Source organism: Paenibacillus glucanolyticus NBRC 15330 (genome assembly GCF_004000885.1).
Lineage (GTDB): Bacteria > Bacillota > Bacilli > Paenibacillales > Paenibacillaceae > Paenibacillus_AQ > Paenibacillus_AQ glucanolyticus.
Genome location: NZ_BIMC01000001.1, coordinates 452071 through 472381, shown reverse-complemented (window position 1 = coordinate 472381; position 20311 = coordinate 452071). Strand labels below are relative to the sequence as shown.

At 48.8% G+C, this 20311-nt stretch carries 20 protein-coding genes; 15 read left to right on the top strand and 5 right to left on the bottom strand.

The window, feature by feature from the left end; genetic code table 11:
* Window positions 1-465 precede the first annotated feature (465 nt).
* Genes PGL02S_RS01915 through mnhG form a run of 6 tightly spaced genes read left to right on the top strand, consistent with a single transcriptional unit; the run spans window position 466 to window position 6311 of the window.
* The gene (locus PGL02S_RS01915; protein WP_036637154.1) at window positions 466-3324 is read left to right on the top strand and encodes a Na+/H+ antiporter subunit A; all 2859 of its coding nucleotides are present in this window, start codon (window positions 466-468) and stop codon (window positions 3322-3324) included.
* Window positions 3325-3326: 2 nt separating this feature from the next.
* Window positions 3327-3665 (top strand): Na(+)/H(+) antiporter subunit C, encoded by a 339-nt coding sequence (locus tag PGL02S_RS01910; RefSeq protein ID WP_006210982.1) that lies wholly within the window; start codon window positions 3327-3329, stop codon window positions 3663-3665.
* Window positions 3658-5142 (top strand): Na+/H+ antiporter subunit D, encoded by a 1485-nt coding sequence (locus PGL02S_RS01905; RefSeq protein WP_036637157.1) that lies wholly within the window; start codon window positions 3658-3660, stop codon window positions 5140-5142. The genes PGL02S_RS01910 and PGL02S_RS01905 overlap by 8 nt, the downstream gene beginning before the upstream one ends.
* Before the next feature lie 5 nt (window positions 5143-5147).
* Window positions 5148-5627 carry a Na+/H+ antiporter subunit E gene (locus tag PGL02S_RS01900; RefSeq protein ID WP_006210980.1) on the top strand — a complete coding sequence of 160 codons (480 nt, stop codon included), beginning with the start codon at window positions 5148-5150 and terminating at the stop codon, window positions 5625-5627.
* The gene (locus PGL02S_RS01895) at window positions 5624-5917 is read left to right on the top strand and encodes a Na(+)/H(+) antiporter subunit F1 (protein WP_006210979.1); all 294 of its coding nucleotides are present in this window, start codon (window positions 5624-5626) and stop codon (window positions 5915-5917) included. Before PGL02S_RS01900 ends, PGL02S_RS01895 begins: the two co-directional genes overlap by 4 nt.
* Complete coding sequence (gene mnhG / locus PGL02S_RS01890; protein WP_036637160.1) at window positions 5901-6311, top strand: monovalent cation/H(+) antiporter subunit G; 411 nt, start codon at window positions 5901-5903, stop codon at window positions 6309-6311. The genes PGL02S_RS01895 and mnhG overlap by 17 nt, the downstream gene beginning before the upstream one ends.
* 215 nt (window positions 6312-6526) lie before the next feature.
* On the opposite strand, the gene PGL02S_RS01885 is transcribed toward mnhG, so the two are convergent.
* Entirely contained in the window at window positions 6527-7177 is a 651-nt protein-coding gene (locus PGL02S_RS01885) for a TVP38/TMEM64 family protein (protein ID WP_006210974.1), read from the bottom strand.
* A 176-nt stretch (window positions 7178-7353) separates the two neighbouring features.
* Entirely contained in the window at window positions 7354-8250 is an 897-nt protein-coding gene (locus tag PGL02S_RS01880) for a CPBP family intramembrane glutamic endopeptidase (RefSeq protein ID WP_244892276.1), read from the bottom strand.
* Between the two features lie 213 nt (window positions 8251-8463).
* On the opposite strand from PGL02S_RS01880, the gene PGL02S_RS01875 reads away from it, so the two are divergent.
* The gene (locus PGL02S_RS01875) at window positions 8464-9072 is read left to right on the top strand and encodes a TetR/AcrR family transcriptional regulator (protein ID WP_006210972.1); all 609 of its coding nucleotides are present in this window, start codon (window positions 8464-8466) and stop codon (window positions 9070-9072) included.
* Window positions 9073-9180: 108 nt separating this feature from the next.
* On the top strand, window positions 9181-10047 hold the full coding sequence (locus tag PGL02S_RS01870; RefSeq protein WP_006210971.1) for a YitT family protein: 867 nt from the start codon (window positions 9181-9183) through the stop codon (window positions 10045-10047).
* A 165-nt stretch (window positions 10048-10212) separates the two neighbouring features.
* On the opposite strand, the gene PGL02S_RS01865 is transcribed toward PGL02S_RS01870, so the two are convergent.
* Together PGL02S_RS01865 and PGL02S_RS01860 are read right to left on the bottom strand one after the other, a co-directional pair.
* Window positions 10213-10425, bottom strand: coding sequence for a hypothetical protein (locus PGL02S_RS01865; protein WP_006210970.1), 213 nt, complete (start codon window positions 10423-10425; stop codon window positions 10213-10215).
* A gap of 47 nt (window positions 10426-10472) precedes the next feature.
* A complete protein-coding gene (locus PGL02S_RS01860; protein WP_006210969.1) occupies window positions 10473-11045 on the bottom strand; it encodes a thymidine kinase in 573 nt (190 codons plus the stop codon).
* A gap of 498 nt (window positions 11046-11543) precedes the next feature.
* Here PGL02S_RS01860 and PGL02S_RS01855 point away from each other — a divergent pair, with 498 nt between their 5' ends.
* From PGL02S_RS01855 to PGL02S_RS01830, 6 genes are all read left to right on the top strand, one after another.
* The gene (locus PGL02S_RS01855) at window positions 11544-12320 is read left to right on the top strand and encodes an ABC transporter ATP-binding protein (protein WP_006210968.1); all 777 of its coding nucleotides are present in this window, start codon (window positions 11544-11546) and stop codon (window positions 12318-12320) included.
* A gap of 61 nt (window positions 12321-12381) precedes the next feature.
* Window positions 12382-13401 carry an aliphatic sulfonate ABC transporter substrate-binding protein gene (locus tag PGL02S_RS01850; RefSeq protein WP_006210967.1) on the top strand — a complete coding sequence of 340 codons (1020 nt, stop codon included), beginning with the start codon at window positions 12382-12384 and terminating at the stop codon, window positions 13399-13401.
* 90 nt (window positions 13402-13491) lie between these two features.
* Entirely contained in the window at window positions 13492-14301 is an 810-nt protein-coding gene (locus tag PGL02S_RS01845) for an ABC transporter permease (RefSeq protein WP_036637417.1), read from the top strand.
* Window positions 14298-15107, top strand: a complete 810-nt coding sequence (locus PGL02S_RS01840) for an ABC transporter permease (RefSeq protein ID WP_036637164.1) — start codon at window positions 14298-14300, stop codon at window positions 15105-15107. Before PGL02S_RS01845 ends, PGL02S_RS01840 begins: the two co-directional genes overlap by 4 nt.
* Window positions 15108-15154: 47 nt before the next feature.
* Window positions 15155-16525, top strand: coding sequence for an LLM class flavin-dependent oxidoreductase (locus tag PGL02S_RS01835; RefSeq protein WP_036637165.1), 1371 nt, complete (start codon window positions 15155-15157; stop codon window positions 16523-16525).
* A 176-nt stretch (window positions 16526-16701) separates the two neighbouring features.
* Window positions 16702-18450: an RNA polymerase sigma factor gene (locus tag PGL02S_RS01830; protein WP_036637167.1), complete on the top strand. Its 1749-nt coding sequence runs from the start codon at window positions 16702-16704 to the stop codon at window positions 18448-18450.
* A gap of 159 nt (window positions 18451-18609) precedes the next feature.
* Here PGL02S_RS01830 and loaP read toward each other — a convergent pair whose 3' ends face one another.
* The gene (loaP, locus tag PGL02S_RS01825) at window positions 18610-19188 is read right to left on the bottom strand and encodes an antiterminator LoaP (protein ID WP_006210961.1); all 579 of its coding nucleotides are present in this window, start codon (window positions 19186-19188) and stop codon (window positions 18610-18612) included.
* Window positions 19189-19558: 370 nt separating this feature from the next.
* Between loaP and PGL02S_RS01820 the strand changes: the two genes are divergently transcribed.
* Window positions 19559-20308: a 4'-phosphopantetheinyl transferase family protein gene (locus PGL02S_RS01820; protein WP_051449087.1), complete on the top strand. Its 750-nt coding sequence runs from the start codon at window positions 19559-19561 to the stop codon at window positions 20306-20308.
* The last annotated feature ends 3 nt before the right edge of the window (window positions 20309-20311 follow it).

Sequence of the window (20311 nt, the reverse complement as noted above, 5' to 3'; positions counted from 1 at the left end):
TATGGCTGATCCGGTCCGGATTCCGGCGATTTCCGAATGATTTTTATATATTCTCTAGGCGAGAACCATCGGGATTCCTCTTGGAAATCCTGCATTTGATACCTTTGTATATAAGACGTGTTGTCCGGTTGATAGCGTGATCGTGTACGACTATCGGTTAGGATGGCTGCAGCTAAAATAACGACAAAAATGATAGCGCAAACCAATGTTTTTTTGATTATCATGGGAACCACTCCTTTATATACAGTGATTTCCTGATTGATCACATTTCATTCCAACATAACCTTTGACAAAGTTTTGCTCACAAGATATACTGATTTTCAGTGTGATTCGAAAAAATACCATAAGGTTTTACCCGGAGGAGCCTGCCATCAGCGGGCTCTTTTTGTGTTTTTTTGGACTTATTCCTAAATTAATGGGGAAATACTAATGTAAGGAAAATTCGGACTATAGGAGGAGTAGACTTTGTCTTTGCTGCACATCGCCGTTCTGGCACCTTTTATTGTAGCGCTTGTGGTTATGCTGACCTACAAGCTCATAGGCCGTGTTCATACCGGATGGGTGATTCTGCCGGTACCGGTTATCCTGTTTGCCTACTTTTTGGGTCTTATCCCAACCATTCAGGGAGGTGAACAAGTTCAGGCCGTTCTGGAATGGATTCCAAGCCTTGGAATTAACTTTACGGTCTACTTGGACGGGTTAAGTTTGATATTTGCACTCTTAATATCGGGTATTGGCTCGCTTGTGGTATTGTATTCTATCTTCTATATGGACAAAAAGAAGGAAGCCGTGCACAGATTTTATGTGTATCTGCTTCTGTTCATGGGGGCCATGCTGGGCGTGGTGCTCTCCGATAACCTGATGGTGTTGTACGGCTTCTGGGAGCTGACCAGCATTTCGTCATTCTTGCTGATTGCATTCTGGCACCATCGCGACCGTTCCCGGTACGGGGCATTGAAATCCATGCTGATCACCGTATTCGGTGGCCTAGCCATGTTTGCTGGATTCATTATGTTGTATACCATGACAGGCACCTTCAGTGTCCGCGAGATTGTGGCGAATGTGGGAAGCATCAGCGGCGAAGCGCTGTTTATTCCAGCCATGATCCTGATTCTGCTGGGCGCCTTCACCAAATCCGCGCAGTTTCCATTTCATATCTGGCTGCCGGATGCCATGGAAGCGCCGACTCCGGTCAGTGCTTATCTGCACTCGGCCACGATGGTCAAGGCGGGAATCTATCTGGTTGCCCGCTTTAGTCCGGTATTTGCCGGTCAGGCCGCTTGGTTCTGGATCATTGCGATTACAGGCTTGACCACGTTGATCTATGCTTCAATTCGCGCGATCAAGCAGACGGATCTGAAGGCATTGCTTGCATTCTCTACGATCAGCCAACTGGGGCTCATCATGAGTTTGCTCGGACTGGGTTCTGCGGCTGCTTATTATGGAGGAGGCGTGGACACGCTGCTCTATACGAAAGCGACCACAGCAGCCATCTTCCACCTGATCAACCATGCGATATTCAAGGGCGCTTTGTTTATGGTGGTCGGCATCGTGGATCATGAGACGGGCACCAGGGATCTGCGGAAGCTCGGCGGTCTCATGTCACTCATGCCGATTACGTTCACGGTGGCTGTCATTGGAGCTTTTTCCATGGCCGGACTGCCTCCGTTTAACGGATTCCTGAGTAAAGAAATGTTCTTCACCGCCGTGCTGCAGGCATCTCATATGAATTTCTGGAATGCAGATACGTGGGGTGTGCTGATCCCTGTTGTGGCATGGATAGCCAGCGTGTTTACGTTCCTGTACAGCATGATTCTGGTATTCAGAACCTTCACCGGAAAATTCCAGCCTGAGAAGCTGGAGAAGAAGCCGCATGAAGCACCGCTGGGGATGCTGATTCCTCCAGTAATTCTGGCTTCGCTGGCCATCGTCTTCGGTCTGTTTCCGAATTTGTTGTCCTACTCCCTTATTGAACCGGCTATGGCTGCCATTCATCCGGGGCTGCTGGCAGGAGGCGACCGCTTCCACGTGAAGATCGAGATGTGGCACGGCTGGACTGCGGAAATTTATATGACAATCGGCATTATTGTTCTGGGTACCGTTCTCTATAAACTTCATGGCAGCGTGAGCGTGCTGAACCGTCCGTTGAGTAAGCGAATCACATTAAACCGTCTGTATGACGGTGGATTGCGCGTCCTCGAAAGAGGCGGCAAGTCGCTGACCTCGACTTACATGACAGGTTCAATCCGTCATTACGTCATGTATATCTTTGTATTCTTTATTGCCGTTCTTGGCGGAGGGCTGCTGCTGATAGACAATATCGGGATTGATATGTCTGCATACGCGCCAATGTCTTTTTATGAGGCAGTTGCGATTCTGGGCTTGGTCATTCCGGTCATTGCGCTTCCGTTCGTCCGTACACGACTGATGGCGATCATATTAACCGGTGCTGCCGGCTACATGGTTACCTTGTTCTTTGTCCTGTTCCGTGCGCCGGACCTTGCGCTAACGCAGATGGTTGTAGAGACGGTATCCGTCATGCTGTTCCTGCTCTGTTTCTATCATTTGCCGAAGCTGAAGCGGGAAAAGGTTCCGATGAGCCTGAAGTGGAGAAATCTGCTCATATCGGTCGGCGTCGGGGCCGTGGTTACCTTGATTGCACTCGCTGCCAGCAGCGGCAGGGCCTTTGAATCGATTGCGGACTATTTCATTAAAGAGAGCTACAACTCCGCGGGCGGTAAAAATATCGTCAATGTCATTCTGGTGGACTTCCGCGGTTTCGATACCCTGCTTGAAATTACGGTTCTGGGCATTGCTTCCCTTGGAATCTACGCCTTGATCAAAGTCGATTTGGGTGAAGGCATTCTAGGCGAGCGGGATCGCTACGAAGGTGTGTATCTGCCCAACAGCAACGACGTCATTCTGCGGACTGTTTCCAAAGTTGTCATCTTTATCGTGGTAACCTTCTCATGGTTCCTGTTCAACTCTGGACATCATGAGCCTGGCGGAGGGTTTGTTGGAGGATTGATGACTTCCGCGGCACTGGTTCTGTTGTCGATGGCTTTCGGCATGGACATGACCCGGAAAATCGTGCCCTTCGAGTTCCGGAAGGTTATGGCGACAGGACTTCTCATTGCTCTGCTTACGGGCATCGGTTCATTTGCCTTTGGCGCACCGTTCTTAAGTCATTCCTTCGGATATTTCAACCTGCCACTGCTTGGAGAAACCGAGCTGGCTACTGCCGTTATCTTCGACCTCGGCGTATATTTAGCCGTTGTTGGCGTAACGATGACCATCATCAATTCGATTGGGAGGGATAACTGACCATGGAACTCTATATGTCACTTGCTATCGGGATTATTTTTGCCGTTGGGATATACCAGATTCTGTCCAAAAGCTTGCTGCGGATTATTCTGGGTACATCGCTCCTGACCCATGGTGTCCACCTGCTTCTGCTCACCATGTCGCGGCTGAAGACCGGAGCGGCACCGCTGCTTGGCGAAAAGGCATCCGCTTACGTCGATCCGGTTCCGCAAGCTTTAATTCTAACTTCCATTGTCATCAGCTTCGGTGTCACATCGTTCTTCTTCGTATTGGCATATAAAGCGTATCAACGCCTCGGCACTGATAACATGGAAGAGTTAAGGGGGACGGAGGATGAATAATGTAATCGTTCTTCCGCTTCTCATTCCGCTGGTTACAGCCGTAATTCTCATCTTCTGCTCCAAATACGTCTGCGCGCAGCGCTTGATTAGCGCCATCAGCGTTGTGATGAACGTACTGGTCGCTCTGTTCATCGTAAATCAAGTGAACCATGAAGGCATTCAGACGCTTCATATGGGCGGATGGCTGCCACCATACGGGATTGTGTTTGTTGCGGATATGCTCGCGGCACTGCTGGTTCTTACAACGCTGATTGTGGCTGCAGGCTGTCTGTTCTACGCGTTTCGAAGTATTGGGGAAGAGAGAGAGAAGCACTACTTCTATCCCTTTTTTCAATTTTTGCTTGCTGGCGTAATCGGATCATTCCTGACGGGGGATCTGTTCAACCTGTTTGTCTGTTTCGAAGTGATGCTGATCGCTTCCTATGCACTGATTGTGCTGGGCGGAACGAAGCGTCAGCTGAGAGAAACCCTAAAGTACATGCTGATTAATATTATTTCATCCACCCTGTTTGTTGCAGCCGTTGCCTACTTGTATGGTACGGTGGGTACGTTGAATATGGCGCATCTGTCCCAACGCGTGGCCGAAGTGCACCAGGATGGCGTATTGTCGGTCATCGGCATTTTGTTCCTGATCGTATTTGCCCTGAAGGCAGGCTTGTTCCTGTTCTTCTGGCTGCCGGGCTCCTACAGTGCGCCTCCAGCGGCAGTGACCGCTTTGTTCGGTGCGCTGCTCACAAAGGTCGGGTTATATGCGATTATCCGTACTTTTACCTTGATCTTCTATCATGATATTGGCGGCATTCATGCCATCATCGGATGGATGGCCGCAGCCACGATGATTCTAGGCAGCTTGGGCGCGGTTGCCTACAAGGATCTTGGACGAATCCTGAATTATAACATCATTATCAGTGTGGGTTTCATTGCCTTTGGGGTTGCAGTCGCGTCTTCCGATTCCTTGAATGGAGCCGTATTCTACTTGATGCACGATATGATTGCGAAGGCACTGCTCTTCATTCTGGGCGGCATCATCATAGCATCGGCTGGCACGAATAAACTGAGTGAGATGGGCGGTCTGATGAAGCGTCATCCGTTGGTAGGATGGATGTTCTTCATTGCTGCACTTGCTCTGGTTGGCATCCCGCCGCTCAGCGGTTTTCTTGGAAAAGTCCTTATTATCCGCGGCGGGCTGAGCGAGGGACATTATTGGCTGTCTGGACTGGCCCTGGCATCAAGTCTAGCTGTATTGTATTCCCTGATAAAGGTGTTCATGGGAGCTTTCTGGGGAGATGTCCCTGGACCGCGTGATACGCAGCAGCCGGTCAGAATCCATCGGACAGCTTATGCGGCCGTTATCGGGTTATCGGTTATGGTGATTGTACTTGGAGTCGGCTCGGAGTGGATTTATTCCTATACCTCTCAAGCCGGCGCCGTATTATCCGATCCATCACTATATATTAATGCCGTATTAAAGGAGTAGTGGATATGGGCCATCAAATCCTGTTAAATATCATCATTGCCGTTGTCTGGATGTTTCTGAACAATAACTGGTCCCCTCAGCAGTTTATTGTCGGATATCTGATCGGAATCTTGCTGATTTACTTGTTGAGACGCTTCTGGCCGAATGATTTCTATCTGCGCAAGCTGTGGTCGGTCATCTTGCTGCTGCTCTTGTTTCTAAGCGAGCTGTTTAAATCGAGCATCACCGTCATCGGTCAGATTATTCGGCCGAAGCTGAACGTACGTCCAGGCATCTTCGCCTATACAACCGAGCTGAAATCGGACTGGGAGATCACGGTGCTGTCCTGCCTGATCTGCCTGACGCCGGGAACACTGACACTGGAGGTGTCGCGTGAAGGACAGACGCTGTACATTCATGCGATGGACATCGAGGATGTTGAAGAGCTGTCGAACCAGATCCGTGGTACCTTTGAAAGGGCGATTAAGGAGGTGACCCGCACATGATCAACAGTATGCTGATTGCTTCGCTGGTCATACTGTCTCTTGCGATACTGGGCTGCTTGTACCGTTTGATTAAGGGGCCATCGATGAACGACCGGATTATGTCGCTGGATACGATCGGTATTATTCTGTTATCCATGATTGCTGTCCTGTGCATGCTCTTTCGGACAACCGTCTATTTCGACATTATCCTGTTAATTGGAATTTTGACTTTCATCGGAACAACTGCACTAGCGAGATATATTGAGAGGGGTGATGTCATTGAACGCACAAATGATGAGTCAGATCGGTGAGTTTATCATTGCACTCATAGTGCTGCTCGGTGCATTGCTCGGTGCATTGAGTGCGTTCGGCCTGATTCGCCTGCCGGATGTTTACATGCGTTCCCATGCAGCTACGAAAAGCGCTACCTTGGGCGTCCTCTTGATCCTTGCAGGTGCATTCCTGTATTTCACGTTCTACCTGGAGCATGTCAGCGCTAAGCTGCTGCTGGGTATCGTATTCGTGTTCATTACGGGACCGGTGGCAGGTCACCTGAACGGAAGGGCCGCTTATCGATCGGGTGTATCCATGTGGGACAAAAGTGTCCACGACGACCTGAAGCCTGCACTTAAACGCGAACGGGAGCGGATGCGCGAGTCTCAGGCGGTGGATTCCTCCAAAGCAGGGGTGAATGAAGAAAGCTGAAGTTTATGAGTGGACGATTTACGGATAGAATGAGGGCGGCCTTTTCAAATATGGCAGCCCTGCTTCTGTTGCAGGCAGACAGGTTCATTCAGGAGATCCCGAATTCACGGAGGGAAGCAACGGAGTGTAATCAGATAACGGGATGAACGCTTGCTTCTTCACGACAAGACCCGCCTGTCCTTGTTATGGGATGGGCGGGTCTTGTCATGAGTCCACTATGGCTTCGTATTCTTATTGCTTGACGCGCCGTCAGGCTGGTCTTCATGGTGGTAGCGGTTCTCCATCTTCTTGCCGGCCAGCCACAGTAGCCACAGTACCAAAGCGGCGATGAGAATGCGCCAGGGCTGCTCAACGAACGCTCTCCAGTCATGTCCGATGAAAGCGACCATAAAGATCATAACGGACTTTCCCGCCATTACGGCTATCGTGAACGTTGTTGCCGATACCGTGCTGATGCCAGAGGCGATGTTAATCAGCGAGGACGGGGTGAAGGGAAAGCAGTACAGCATGAAGATGGGGGTAAATCCCTTCTCCTCAATCCAATGGAAAAAACGCTGAGATCCCGGCATTCTTTTTTGGATAAGCAGGCCGAGCTTGCCTCCCAGCTTGCGAACAATCCAAAACACCGTAATGGATCCAAGGCAGACGCCAATCCATGACAGGAAGAATCCCCACCATAAGCCATAAGCAGCGGAATTCCCCATCACCAGCACGATAAGCGGCAGGATGGGAAGAAACGCCTCTATAAATGGAAGCAATATGCCCGGGATGGGTCCCAGCTGGGAGTACTGCTGAAGCCATCCCTGCACTTGATCCATATCAATATCTTTCATATGGGTCCATACGTTCTGAAGCCATTCCAACATGATGAGTGAATCCTCTCCCTGCCTAGGGTAAAATTATGTAATTTCTGGTCGATTACAGATGAATTACATTATAGCATAACCGGAAGCTATATTATAAATCGCAGTTGTCCTGCTACAAAAGAAGCTCAAACTCTTCCGATTTCGGTTGAGTTTGAGCTTATCTGCTTCATGTTTGATTAATCCGGTTCTATTCGGCTCCAGTCGACTCTGTGCCTGCCCCGCAGGGACCAAATAAAGAGTACAATGATCCCGATGATGACGGAACCTATCGTTACCATATAATTGCCCCAGATGGATACGTATTCGATCTCGACGATGGCATATTCGGAAGGCACGACAACGTATCGGACCATCTCAAGCCAAGCCAGGTGAAAGCCGATATTTATCCACAGATTGTTGGATACGATACGGAGCAGCTGCAGTACCGTGCCAAAAGCGATTGAATTAACGATATACTGTACCGTAATCAGATCCCAAGTACCCAGTCCTGCCGCCACCATGAATCCAGTTACGGCGATGGGTGCAAGAACGAATAAGAAGACCTGGAGGATTAGCGCAAGCCAGCGCGGATAACGGGTGTTTAAATTACGGAACAAATACCCCCGGAAGGTGAGTTCTTCAGGAAAGGCTTCATAGAAAAAGGCAATGGGAATGTTGATGAGCATGACGAGCAGAGTAACTGCCGGTAAATGGAGAGCGACAACCCGGAGCCATCCGAAGGCGCTTCCCAGCAGCAGGGCCACTGCCGTAACAAGTGCCAGAAAGCCAATGCCGAGAAGGAAATAACGAAGCCCCGATGGCGGTGAGCTTAGACCAAGCCCGCTCCATGGACGCCGGTCCGCATAACGCCTAAGCAGATAAATCAGCGGCACTGTAACGCTAGTCGTTACAACGGCAAGGAGGATTTGCAGACCGAGTGTGGGAATGCCGTAAGTGCCTGCGGCCGTGGCAACGACTACGGCAAGTCCGAGCCCTATTACAAATGCCAGCCAGCCGAAGGCGATACGCCAGAACAAATTCAATCGGCCTTCTTGATCACGGAATATCCGGGATATTCCATGATGAGTACTCAATTCAGTTGATGTACGAATGACCAGATCTCTCCTCTCCTGGAACACGATGCGGTGTTCGTTTCTCTTGTACCATTAATATGTATAGTATTTTTTCTATCAAGGTGTTCCACAGAGGAAACCCATTTTTAGGAGTATCTGGCTCCAGCTGAAGAGAGATTAATGCTTGATTATAGTACGCTGTATTAAAAAAAGTTGGAGGTGTATAATGGAGGTATGCCAAAAATAGTAGATCATGATAAACAAAGAGAATGGGTTGCCGAAGCGGCTCTGCGGGTTATTCAGAAGGGTGGACTGGAAAAAGCGACGGTACGTAATATTGCGGAAGAGGCCGGCTTGTCCGTAGGCTCCATGCGGCATTATTTCTCAAGTCAGGCTGAGCTGCTGGCCTTCTGCATGAACCTCATTATTGAACGGATTGAGAAACGCTTAACGTCCTTATCATTGAAGGGGCCAGTGTTCTCGGATATGAAGCTGGTGCTGATGCAATTTCTTCCGATGGATGAGGATAGAACGATGGAAATGGAGGTATGGATGTCGTTTGTTGCCAAAGCGCTCATCTATCCCGAATTACGGAAGATAAACGATGAGATGTATGATGGTTTAACGAAAGCATGTCATTTCGTCATCGATTCCCTGGTCACCCATAAGCTTGCTAAACCGGAGCTGGATCTTGAATATGAGAAGGAGCGAATATACGCATTGGTTGATGGATTGGCGATTCACCATATCATGAGACCGCAGCAGCTCACGCAGGATAAGATCGAGAAGATCATCGATCAGCATCTGCAATCCTTGTGTATCGATGAGCTGATAATGCCCTAAAGTTCCGTGCGTATTACTGTGTCAATATTGACATGCCGATCAATTTTTTAATACAATGGTTCTTCGACAGGTATTATCGTGTGAAAAAAGATACAAAAGGAGAATGGCATGGTCAAACATCACAAAAAAATGACAGTCGGCGAGATTCTAAAAAGGTTCATCTTTATTACGATCGGGGCTATCCTGATGGCCGTGGCGCTTGAGATATTCCTCGTGCCAAACGAAATTATCGACGGTGGTATTACCGGTATTTCTATCGTATTATCATCGATTACACCTATCAAACTCGGTGTGTTCCTCTTCATCATCAACTTGCCGTTTCTGTTTATCGGTTACAAGCAGATAGGCAAAACGTTTGCGTTCTCGACCTTGTACGGGATCGTAGTGCTGTCGCTCGCGACAACATTCCTTCATCATGTAGAACCGTTTACGAACGAGAAAATTCTGGCGGTACTGTTCGGTGGGCTGATTCTGGGTCTTGGAGTAGGCCTTGTTATCCGTTATGGGGGGGCTCTTGACGGGACGGAGATCGTGGCCATTCTGCTGTCCAAAAAGCTGCGAATGCCAGTCGGACAGATCATCATGATCATCAACGTCTTTATTTTCATCACGGCAGGGTTTGTGTTCGGTGCAGATTCAGCCATGTATTCAATCTTCTCTTACTATATAGCGGCAAAAGTGATGGATATTGTGGTAGAGGGCTTGGACGAGTCCAAATCCGTTACGATTATATCCAATGAATACGAAGAAATCTCAAGTGCGATCGTGCAGCGTCTGGGCCGCAGCACCACCATGATATATGCAAAGGGCGGGTACTCTCAAGAGGACACGCAAATGATATATTGCGTTGTGACAAGGCTTGAGATTGCGAAGCTGAAGACCGTAGTGCAGGAGATTGACAAGAATGCGTTTATTTCGATTCAGAATGTAGCGGACGTGCTTGGTGGAAGTATGGCGAAGGCCGATATTCACTAGAAGACGTTACAGCAGTTATGGATGGATGATCAGCGGTTTTTTGCAGATTTTTTCTGCAGAAGACCGTTTTTTTATTGGGGAGGGGGAGGAGATTTGATTGCCTGAAGCTATGGGAGAGACTTAAGATCAAGGTCTGCTCGGACAAGCGCTCAGGCAATCGCTCCATTACTTCCGTACTTCGAAAAATTCGCATGCATCCCGTTTATGATAACCGAGCGAACTGACACTGGACTGCGTAATGATGGTGTCGTCGGTAAACCGAATAACGAGACTCCCGGAATCGATCAGATGATTGTCCTTGAATATGCGGATACGGATCTGCTGCTCCATTACTTCCTGAAAATCCTGATCGGTCAATAATGGTCTGACAATAGGCATGGATCATCCTGCTCCTTAAGTTTGAATGATGGATTGAATACAACGTCCTATGATAATGGGGGATTGGTATGGCATTTCCGGCAGACAGGGAAGTAGGTGTCGTTCCCGCCAATCAGTATCTGCTCGCCGTCATATACGGGCTTCCCATCAATGACCCGAAGGTTCATGATAGCTTTCCGCTCACAGAACCAGCAGATCGTTTTCATTTCCTCGATTTTATCGGCGTAAATCAGCATCCAGCGGCTGCCTTCAAACAGCTCGTTGCGGAAATCATTCTTCAGCCCGAAGCCCATCACAGGCACGTCAAGCTCATCTACAATCCGAACGAGCTGAAGGATGCTATCCTTGGTAAGGAATTGGCATTCATCCACCAGAACGCAGTATGGCTTAGGCTGATGGTCCTTCACGATGCCGTAGATATCGGTGCTTTCCGTAACGGGTATCGCTTCCCGGCGCAGACCGATGCGTGAGGATACATAACCGACGGCATCCCTGTCATCAATGGCGGATGTGAAGAGAAGCACAGGTTTGTTCTGTTCTTCGTAATTGTGAGCAACTTTTAGAATCTCGATCGATTTACCACTGTTCATAGAACCGTGTTTGAAAAATAATTGAGCCATGCTTTCGTTCCTTTCCTGATAAATGCGACTTGAAGCATAAGCGTGCGGGTGTTGCGTAGAAACACTTTTTTTACATTATATATCGTATGACATGCAGAGTATATTGTCGCATTATTGGGCGCCGGTGTCTATTGGCAGGTATGAACATATTCTGACATGCAGGGGAGTGAGTCCGGAACGAAAAAAGGTTTGACAACCTTTATCAGCAGTTGTAATATAACGGCATACCAAATGAATACCAAGATAATCGACCAGATAACTGGAGATATCGCGCCTGTGAACAAGTACGAGCTATTGGAAGTACTTAGACAAGCGTAATATCTCCTTTTTTATTGAGATAAGCATATGCATGTATTTGAAGAGGCTTGTCGCCTTATCTCATAAGAAAGCGTTTCGCTATTATCCGGTTCTGGGAAATTACGTCGCTAGACGTTTTTCTTGTACTCTTTTAACCAAGTAATCAGGTAAGAATAATTAATGTATGGGATGGTGAGCGGAATGTCTGCGGATACATTGATCATTGAGCAGGTCAACAAGATTTTCCAAGCCCCAACAGGAAATGTCATGGCATTGAAAGGGATTGATCTTCGGGTTCGAAAAGGGGAATTCATTACATTGATCGGACCGAGTGGATGCGGAAAGAGCACCTTGCTCAAAATCGTGGCGGGCCTCGATACCTCGTATGAGGGGAATGTCCTGCTGAATGATAAACCTGTATCGGGTCCAAGCATTGAGAAGGGGTTCATTTTTCAAGAGCCGCGACTGTTTCCTTGGCTGACCGTGGAGAAGAATATCGCCGGAAATTTGTCGTTGAAGCAGGCAGCTGTACGCAAAAAAGTGGATGAATTCATCGAGCTTGTTCGGCTTCAAGGCTTTGAGAAGGCCTATCCCCGAGAACTGTCCGGAGGAATGGCCCAGCGGGTAGCAATTGCCCGAGCGCTGCTGCGGAATCCGGATGTGCTGCTGCTGGATGAGCCGTTCGGTGCGCTTGATGCCTTCACACGTTCCCATATGCAAGAGGTCCTGCTGGATATATGGCAAAACAACCGCACGACCATGCTCTTTGTTACCCATGATCTGGATGAGGCGGTATTCCTCGGCGAGCGCGTGGTCATTATGAACCCCAGACCTGGCCATATTCGTTCCATCCTGCCAATCGATTTGCCTTTTCCACGCAAGCGGACGGGATCATCTTTTCAAGAGCTGCGGACCAAAGTACTGCGTGAATTCGAGAAAGTAGAAGAGCCGGAGTTCGATACAGGTGCGGGCATTTAATATCCATGACGATTCGATATTGAACGGGCAGAACGATAGATAACAGGGGAGAGAGCTAATCATGAGACCAATGAACAAGAAAGTCGTGTTTATTCTACTATTCATCATTTCTGTACTGGCTTCCGGATGTGCAAGCACAGATAGTCAATCCAAGACTCGTGCCGTGGAGAAGGGAGCGGACGGCCAGTATGGAGATCTGATTGTCAGGCTCGGCGTACAGGGAAGCGGAGGTTTGTTTGGCAAGGCCCGGGAGGAAGGGTGGTTTGAGGAGGAGTTTGGCAAGCTGGGTGTCAAGGTGGAGTGGGCAGAGTTTCAGAGCGGACCGCCGATGACGGAAGCGATGGCGTCGAATCGTCTCGATTTTGCGGGTTTAGGGAATATGCCGATTATCGCGGCCCAGGCGGCAGATATTCCATTTAAGGTGATTTCCCAAAGCTTGCATGGTCAGAAGAATGTGGCCATTATTGTGCCGCCTGACAGTACGGCGCAGTCTCTGAGTGATCTGAAAGGCAAGAAGGTAGCCGTAACGAAGGGAAGCAACGCGTTTAACTTTCTTTACCGGGGATTGGCAGACGCGGGGGTCAAGGTGTCTGACATTGAGATTATTCAGCTTCAGCCTGATGAAGCTCAGCCTGCGTTTGAATCGGGCGGAGTAGAAGCATGGGCCACTTGGGACCCTTATATAACCTTGAATACATTGACAGGGAAAGGCAAAGTGCTGGCCGATGGTGAGCAGCTTGGCGTTCTGTCCCCATCTTTCAATATTGTCCGGAAGGATTTTGCCGAGCAATACCCGGATCTCGTCACGCTCTATCTTAAAGTGCTGAACCAGACGCTAGCTTGGGAGAAGGAGAATGAAGCAGAGGCACTTAAGCGATATGCTGACGAGCGGGGTGTTCCCCAGGAAGTGATCCAGGGGACCTTTGACCGCTCCAGATCCATCAACATACCTGTAACAGACGAAATTATAGCTGAGCAGCAGAAAACGGCTGATTTTCAATTCGAACAGAAAACCATTCGCAAGAAAATCCAGGTTAAGGAGGTTTTTGATAATCAATATATAGAGGCCGTATCCAAATAGTACAAACAAACAATACGAAGGTGAGAGGAGGCGTGTTACATGCTCCAAGAAGGGATCAGCAAAGGGGCGGTTGCCATACCCGCCGAACCGATGAGGCGCCAGAAACGAATAGATCGACGATTTCTGATCAAGTTCACAAATGCATTGATAGGCTGGATGGTCCCCCTTGTTATCGTCATGGTATGGCAGGCTGCGGGAGCATTGGGCTGGCTCAATCCGATCCTGCTGCCGACTCCGCTTGCGATCTGGAATGAGCTCGTTCATTTAACGAGCACAGGCGAATTGATTCAACATCTTGGCATATCGTCCTGGCGCGCGCTGCTCGGATTTCTGCTCGGTGGCAGCTTGGGTTTGGCAGCTGGCATATGGGTGGGATTCTCGTATAAGGCGGAACGGCTTGTCGATCCATCGCTGCAAATGCTGAGGACGCTTCCTCATCTAGCGATCGCGCCGCTGTTCATCCTATGGTTTGGTTTCGGCGAAACATCGAAAATACTGTTAATCGCCAAAGGCTCGTTCTTCCCGTTATACGTGAATACTTTCCTTGGCATACGATCAGTGGACAACAGGCTGTTTGATGTTGCGCGTGTGCTGCAGTTCAGTCGGTGGGATCTGATCCTCAGGTTGATCGTTCCGGCCTCGCTGCCTAACATATTTCTCGGAATCCGTCTCTCGATTGGCGTAGCATGGCTTGGACTGGTGGTGGCTGAGCTGATGGGTTCCAGCTCCGGCATCGGCTACATCATTAATGATGCGCGTTCTTTCTCATGGACGACTGTCGTATTCGTTGGAATCATAGTGTTCGCACTCGTCGGAAAGCTTTCGGATTCTCTCGTAAAATGGCTTGAGGGCAGGCTGCTGCGCTGGCAGGATAGCTACAAGGGTGGTGACAAGTCATGAAAAGTGAAATAGCCGCCCGCAAAGCTGCGGGGCAGGATTGGCTGAGGGCGGTACCCGGACCGCTTCATGCCTGGCTTGTACCGATAGCCATAGTAGCCTTATGGCAAATAGCCGGTGGACTGGGGTGGATATCGGCAACGCTGCTCCCGACACCGTTAACGATTGCCAAGCAATTTGTGAGTTTGGGGTTAAGCGGTGAGCTGTGGGAGCATTTTCAGATCAGCATCCTTCGGGCGCTCTCCGGCTTTGTGCTGGGGGGATTGACGGGGCTGGCACTTGGATTGTCAACAGGGCTTGGCAAAATGGCAGAGCGCACGCTTGATCCTTCCTTGCAGATGCTTCGTACAGTGCCGCTGCTATCGCTGATTCCACTGTTCATTCTCTGGTTTGGCATCGGGGAATTCTCGAAGATTCTCATGATTTCGCTTGGGGCATTTTTTCCGATGTATGTGAACACCTTCCTTGGCATCCGCAGTGTGGATGTGAAGCTGTATGATGTATCAAGAATTTTTCAATATTCGAAGCTGCAGCTGGTAATCCGCCTGATCATACCGGCTGCGCTGCCAAACATTCTGCTGGGCATCCGCTTGTCGCTCGGGGTATCCTGGCTCGTCCTGGTTGTTGCGGAGATGATGGGCACCAGTGCTGGAATCGGGTACATGATTCAAGACGCGAGAGCGTATTCGCAGACTGATATCGTGTTTGTGGGCATTATTATTTTTGCCATCGTGGGCAAGCTGTCGGATTCGGTTGTGCGTCTGCTGGAATCCAAGCTTCTGAGGTGGAGAGAGACATATAAAGGCTGATCAGCGATCGTTCGCTGGGCCATATGGAAAAAAGGGGTGTTACATAGATGGGAACAACGAGCCGCAGAGATCATCAAATGCATCTGGGTGCGTTTATCTATTATGCCGGTCATCATCATGCCGGATGGCGTCATGCCGATTCCGATGTGGAGGGGATGTTTGGAATCGAGCTGTACAAGAAACTCGCCGCCACCGCGGAGCGGGGAAAGTTCGATATGATGTTTTTTGCCGATTTGCTGTATGTGACCCAGGTCGAAAATTCCGCTTCCGGCATGCTGGACCCGCTGACGTTATTATCGGCCCTCTCTACCGTTACGGACAGATTGGGGCTTACCGCAACTGTCTCCACCACGTACAACGAGCCATATAATGTAGCCCGGAAGTTTGCCTCCCTGGACTTTATAAGCGGAGGAAGAGCAGGCTGGAATATCGTCACGTCCCAGCTTGATATTGAAGCCCATAATTATGGCAAGCCGAAACATCCAGAACATGGTCTTCGTTATGAGATGGCGCATGAGTTCGTGGAGGTGGTCACCCGTTTATGGGACAGCTGGGAAGATGATGCGCTTGTTCTTGATCGTGAGTCGGGGAGGTTTGCCGATGGAGCCAAAGTGCAGCCTGTGGATTACACCGGACAGTGGTATTCCACGAAGGGTCCTCTGAATGTGCCGAGGCCGCCGCAAGGTTATCCTGTGCTGATTCAGGCTGGCTCTTCGGGACCAGGGCAGGATTTTGCCGCCCAATATGGTGAAGTTATATTCACGGCACAGCAGTCCAAGAAGGCTGCACAGGATTTCTATGCCAGTGTCAATTCCAAGCTGTCGCAGTATGGGAGAGCAAGCGGAAGCCTGAAAATCATGCCGGGTCTTTCACCTGTTATTGGAGCTACCGAGGAGGAAGCGTGGCGCAAGTTTTATGAGCTGCAGGCGTTGATACCGCCATCTTCCGCGATTACCGTTCTATCGGGTTTCCTTAATTATGACCTGAGCGGTTATCCGCTGGATCAACCCTTGCCAAGAGACATTCCGGATCCTGTAGCGGCTTCCAACGGCATGAAGAGCAGAGTCCAGTTATATATGGATATGGCCTATCAAGACAATCTGTCGATTCTGGAACTGGGCAGAAAGATACTAACCTCCAGGGGACATATGCAGTTTGTCGGAACCCCCGAGCAATTGACTGACATGATGCAGGATTGGTTTGAAGGTTACGCCTGTGACGGGTTTAATATTATGCCTCCGGTTCTGCCGGGCGATCTGGACGATTTCGTGAATACCGTCATCCCTGTGCTGCAAGAACGGGGATTGTTCCGTACCGAATACAGCGGACGAACATTGAGAGAGCATCTCGGTCTTCAGCGCCCGGATGTGGGGCACTTCCGCCAAGAGGTCCAGCGCGCAGCAGTGGATGTTAGATAACCTATGGGGATTAAAGAGACGTTTCAAGTGACTGAAGTACAGGTCATCTTGGGACGTTTTTTTTGTCATGAAAGGAAAATCAAAAAAAGGTATAATGTTTTTCAATCACATTGTCAGAAATGGCGAACTTCTCCGGTCATATAAGTAGTCAACGATACGAAAGAGGGTTTAAGCAATTGGAAACGACAGCAGACAGCAAGGTCCAATGGGATGAGATGGAAGATCGCGAGTTGGTGAAATATGCGCAGGCAGGAGAGCGGGAAGCATTCGGGGAACTCGTCCGGCGTCACCGGTCGAAGGTGTATGGCTATGCCAGAGCTATAACCCGGGAGTCCTATCTGGCAGAGGACGTTGTGCAGGATGCACTCATCCGCGCTTTCATGCATCTTGGCAAGCTGGTTGATGTAGAGCGGTTCCTGCCATGGGTGCACCGGATCGTCCGGAACCAGGCCTATACCCGACTCAGAGGGAACTCTGCTGTTAAAGAGCAGACATTTACCGAGCTTGAGGGCGTGGGAAGAGCAGATGGCACTGGAGGCTCGCACAATTGGGGCAATCTGGACAGCATTCTAGGACGGCTCCACCGTTCCGCAAATGAAGCAAGCGCAGGCTCCAGCGTGCCGGAGGAACGAATCCTCCAGCAGGAAACGCTGCGTGTTTTGACAGGCATCATTCAATGCCTCAAGCCTCGCGAACGGCTTATTTTCGAATCCCATTTCTTCGATCAGCTGTCGCCGCAAGAAATTGCCAACCTGTTTCAGCTCTCTTCGGCCAATGTGTATCAGATAATATCCAGGTCACGCAAGAAAGTGATTCAGGAAAAAATCCGTATCACCGTTGACTCTTATATTAAGACGAGAAGGGATTTGGGAATCATGAAAAAGAAAATTTTGCCGTATGAAGGATCGCTGAAAGAAACAAAAACCTGGACGAGTGCTGCAGATGCCACCTATAAAATGCTGCAATTCACTGACCGGAAGCTCTCACTGCCTATGGTGATGGGGCTTACAGGGCATGCTTTCCGGATCAACATCATACCGAATAATGTTCATATTGCCGGTCCGACCGCTTATTTCTTTGGCGAAGCGTTATCCCGTGGACTTCATAACATCGGTTTCCATTCCAAATTCGTTGACGGGATGTCGGACGGAATCGGACCTAACACCAACCTGCTGGATCCTGCCCTCATGGAAAAAGAAGCGATGAGCAAACGCAGCATTCACCAAGAGCTGCCAAGAGCCCTCGATCTCATTCACAGCTCGCTGGACCGGGGATACCCTGTGCTGGCATGGGATATTTTCTTCCCGGAGTTCGGTACGCTGTATGGGTACGATGATGAGACCAGAACCCTGTACGCGGAGGAGTGCGGCAGAGTGGATACGCTGCCTTACGAAAATCTGGGCAGGAGTGTCATGGAAGATCTATTCGTTCTGATCATCGAGGGCTCCGTTGATATAACGCTCCGTCAGCAGCTTCGACTTGCCCTTGAGACTGCCGTTGAGCAATATGAAGGAAAAGAAAGCGTCGTACCCACAGCCGTCAAAGGAATCGCGGCATATGATGCCTGGCTTGAATCGTTGCAGGGGCGGCAGATCGAGCCCAATGGTCACGCCTACAACATTGAAGTGCTGAGAGATGCCCGTTATTACGCGGCAGAGTTCTTCAAGGAATTGATTACAGCTTGGCCGCAAGGGAACGGTGAAGAGCCGGAGCTTACGGGGCTGTTCGAGGAGGCAAACATGTTGTATGCAGGGATGTGTGAACGGTTCAATGTGCTGCATCAGATGTTCCCTTTCCCGGTAGGGGGCGAGCCCAATCTCGAAGATCAATCTACCAAGGCGATAACGTTGGTACAGGATATCAAAGCTCTGGAGATTAAGGCTGTCGCTAAATTGAAAGAGATTTATGCAAAATTGACTAAATAAGCTATGGGATAACAGAAGTCACCGATTACCCGAAGCTTGTACACCTCGACGGGTGGCTACTCTGCGGGCTGGAGAGGGGGCGTTTGTCGTTACCGCGCTTCCGTTTGTGAATGAGGGGCTGCTTGCAGCCCCTTTTTTGTGTAAGTAAACTTCGATGGATTATTCAATGATCTCAATTCCAACGTCGACCAACTGTTCTTTCCCCATAATATTCATAAGCACTTTCGCTCGCTTTTTATGTTTATCGACTTTTTTTATGTGGCTCTCCAAACCTTTCAAGGGACCCGATTGGACGATCACCTTGGAATCTTGGAAATAGACCTGGGAATACTCGATAACCTCATTCTCGTTAATCAGCTGCAGCACGACAAGCATCTCCTCGCTGGGAATCTCCTTGAAAAAATGCGATTCTGCTGCTGGTCTTTCAGAAGCGACGCTAGCCATTTGCACATCAGGGAGGGTTGATCTTTTATCCTTGTTATTGAGATAGTTCAGTGTGTTGTAAATGAAAGGATTTTCTTTTAATGTATAATAAATGGAAAAGCTCATTTTGGTTTCGATGAACACATATCCGGGAAAAAGTGTTTTTATTACGTGCTGGACGGTACGGTCCTTTTTCTCCGGCACTTTTCTTTTAGGAATCACACTATGCAGCAAGTTGTTATCGAACCTTGTATCAAGCCATCGTTTGATGGAAGATTCGTAACCGGTTTTAACAAATAAAGCGTACCAGGACATATGTGATCCTCCCTTCTTATTGGATGATGAAGATCATATCAAACAATCTGAGAAAAAAATGTCGAAATAAGGAATTTAAACAAAAAATAAACTACTAATCATATAAGATTAATAGTTTACAAATAAATAATTATATAATAATATATTGGTAATGAATGACTTTAATTAACAGAAACTTAAATCGACTTAATCGACGTTTCGGCGCGTTAAGAGCATTTAAGGGCCATAACATACACGTGACTAGTGTTAATGCTTACGAATCCTCCCGCAATTTAGGGGAGGACCTCGTAGGCATTTTTATGTTCATTTTTAAAAAGAATGATGCGCATGAATCGATCTTATTCTGTATCGAGGAGGCCTCCTGAAGGGAATGACAAGTCCATCCTGGGAAATGACGGTTGAGCATTTAATGTCTGGAGAAGGAACGGGTTCGAACGTGGCAAGTCTATGTTTTTTCTCTTGTTCAGAAGAGGAACAGCTGTTGAAGACGACAGAATTTCTTCATGTTGAAGAATGGCAGTATTATCGCTCACTCCATTTTGAACGAAGGATCAGAAGTTATCTGGCAGGCAGGTACGCAGCCAAAAAAGCGATTGCTCTGTACAAAAACGAGGATGATTTGAGACAAATTCTCATTGCACGGGGTATTTTTAACCAGCCCCTCGTGGTGCATTCACAGAATGCGCAAGTTAGTATAACGCATTCTGGCCATCTCGCCGCCGCCGTTGCTTTTTCGGAGAAGTTCCTTATGGGAATCGATATCGAACAAATCTGTGAGGGCAATCGGGAGGTTCTGCAAGATCAAGCAACCGCGAGAGAATTAAGCTTGATACAATCGCTGCCTTATTCTGCGGACAGCATGCTGACGTTGGTCTGGACGGCTAAAGAGGCGCTATCCAAGGTGCTGAAAACGGGATTATCCACCCCGTTCGCTATCTTTGAATTGAAGCAAATCAACCTCAAGGATGATGTTTTTGTGAGTTATTATGAAAACTTTTATCAATATGAAACGACTTCTTTCATGCTGGATTCCTTTGTCTGTTCCATCACTTATCCGAAGGGGATGCGGCTGAACATGAAGGCGATCAAAAAAGGATTAAACATACCTATACAAATCTAATTG

Excerpts from the sequence above, each read along its gene's own strand:
- PGL02S_RS01900 (WP_006210980.1), top strand. The coding sequence starts at position 5,148 with ATGGGCCATCAAATCCTGTTAAATATCATCATTGCCGTTGTCTGGATG.
- PGL02S_RS01840 (WP_036637164.1), top strand. The coding sequence starts at position 14,298 with ATGAAAAGTGAAATAGCCGCCCGCAAAGCTGCGGGGCAGGATTGGCTG.
- PGL02S_RS01870 (WP_006210971.1), top strand. The coding sequence starts at position 9,181 with ATGGTCAAACATCACAAAAAAATGACAGTCGGCGAGATTCTAAAAAGG.
- PGL02S_RS01885 (WP_006210974.1), bottom strand. The coding sequence starts at position 7,177 with ATGTTGGAATGGCTTCAGAACGTATGGACCCATATGAAAGATATTGAT.
- PGL02S_RS01850 (WP_006210967.1), top strand. The coding sequence starts at position 12,382 with ATGAGACCAATGAACAAGAAAGTCGTGTTTATTCTACTATTCATCATT.
- PGL02S_RS01895 (WP_006210979.1), top strand. The coding sequence starts at position 5,624 with ATGATCAACAGTATGCTGATTGCTTCGCTGGTCATACTGTCTCTTGCG.
- PGL02S_RS01875 (WP_006210972.1), top strand. The coding sequence starts at position 8,464 with ATGCCAAAAATAGTAGATCATGATAAACAAAGAGAATGGGTTGCCGAA.
- PGL02S_RS01905 (WP_036637157.1), top strand. The coding sequence starts at position 3,658 with ATGAATAATGTAATCGTTCTTCCGCTTCTCATTCCGCTGGTTACAGCC.
- PGL02S_RS01820 (WP_051449087.1), top strand. The coding sequence starts at position 19,559 with ATGACAAGTCCATCCTGGGAAATGACGGTTGAGCATTTAATGTCTGGA.
- mnhG (WP_036637160.1), top strand. The coding sequence starts at position 5,901 with ATGAGTCAGATCGGTGAGTTTATCATTGCACTCATAGTGCTGCTCGGT.
- PGL02S_RS01855 (WP_006210968.1), top strand. The coding sequence starts at position 11,544 with ATGTCTGCGGATACATTGATCATTGAGCAGGTCAACAAGATTTTCCAA.
- PGL02S_RS01860 (WP_006210969.1), bottom strand. The coding sequence starts at position 11,045 with ATGGCTCAATTATTTTTCAAACACGGTTCTATGAACAGTGGTAAATCG.
- loaP (WP_006210961.1), bottom strand. The coding sequence starts at position 19,188 with ATGTCCTGGTACGCTTTATTTGTTAAAACCGGTTACGAATCTTCCATC.
- PGL02S_RS01835 (WP_036637165.1), top strand. The coding sequence starts at position 15,155 with ATGGGAACAACGAGCCGCAGAGATCATCAAATGCATCTGGGTGCGTTT.
- PGL02S_RS01910 (WP_006210982.1), top strand. The coding sequence starts at position 3,327 with ATGGAACTCTATATGTCACTTGCTATCGGGATTATTTTTGCCGTTGGG.
- PGL02S_RS01865 (WP_006210970.1), bottom strand. The coding sequence starts at position 10,425 with ATGCCTATTGTCAGACCATTATTGACCGATCAGGATTTTCAGGAAGTA.
- PGL02S_RS01845 (WP_036637417.1), top strand. The coding sequence starts at position 13,492 with ATGAGGCGCCAGAAACGAATAGATCGACGATTTCTGATCAAGTTCACA.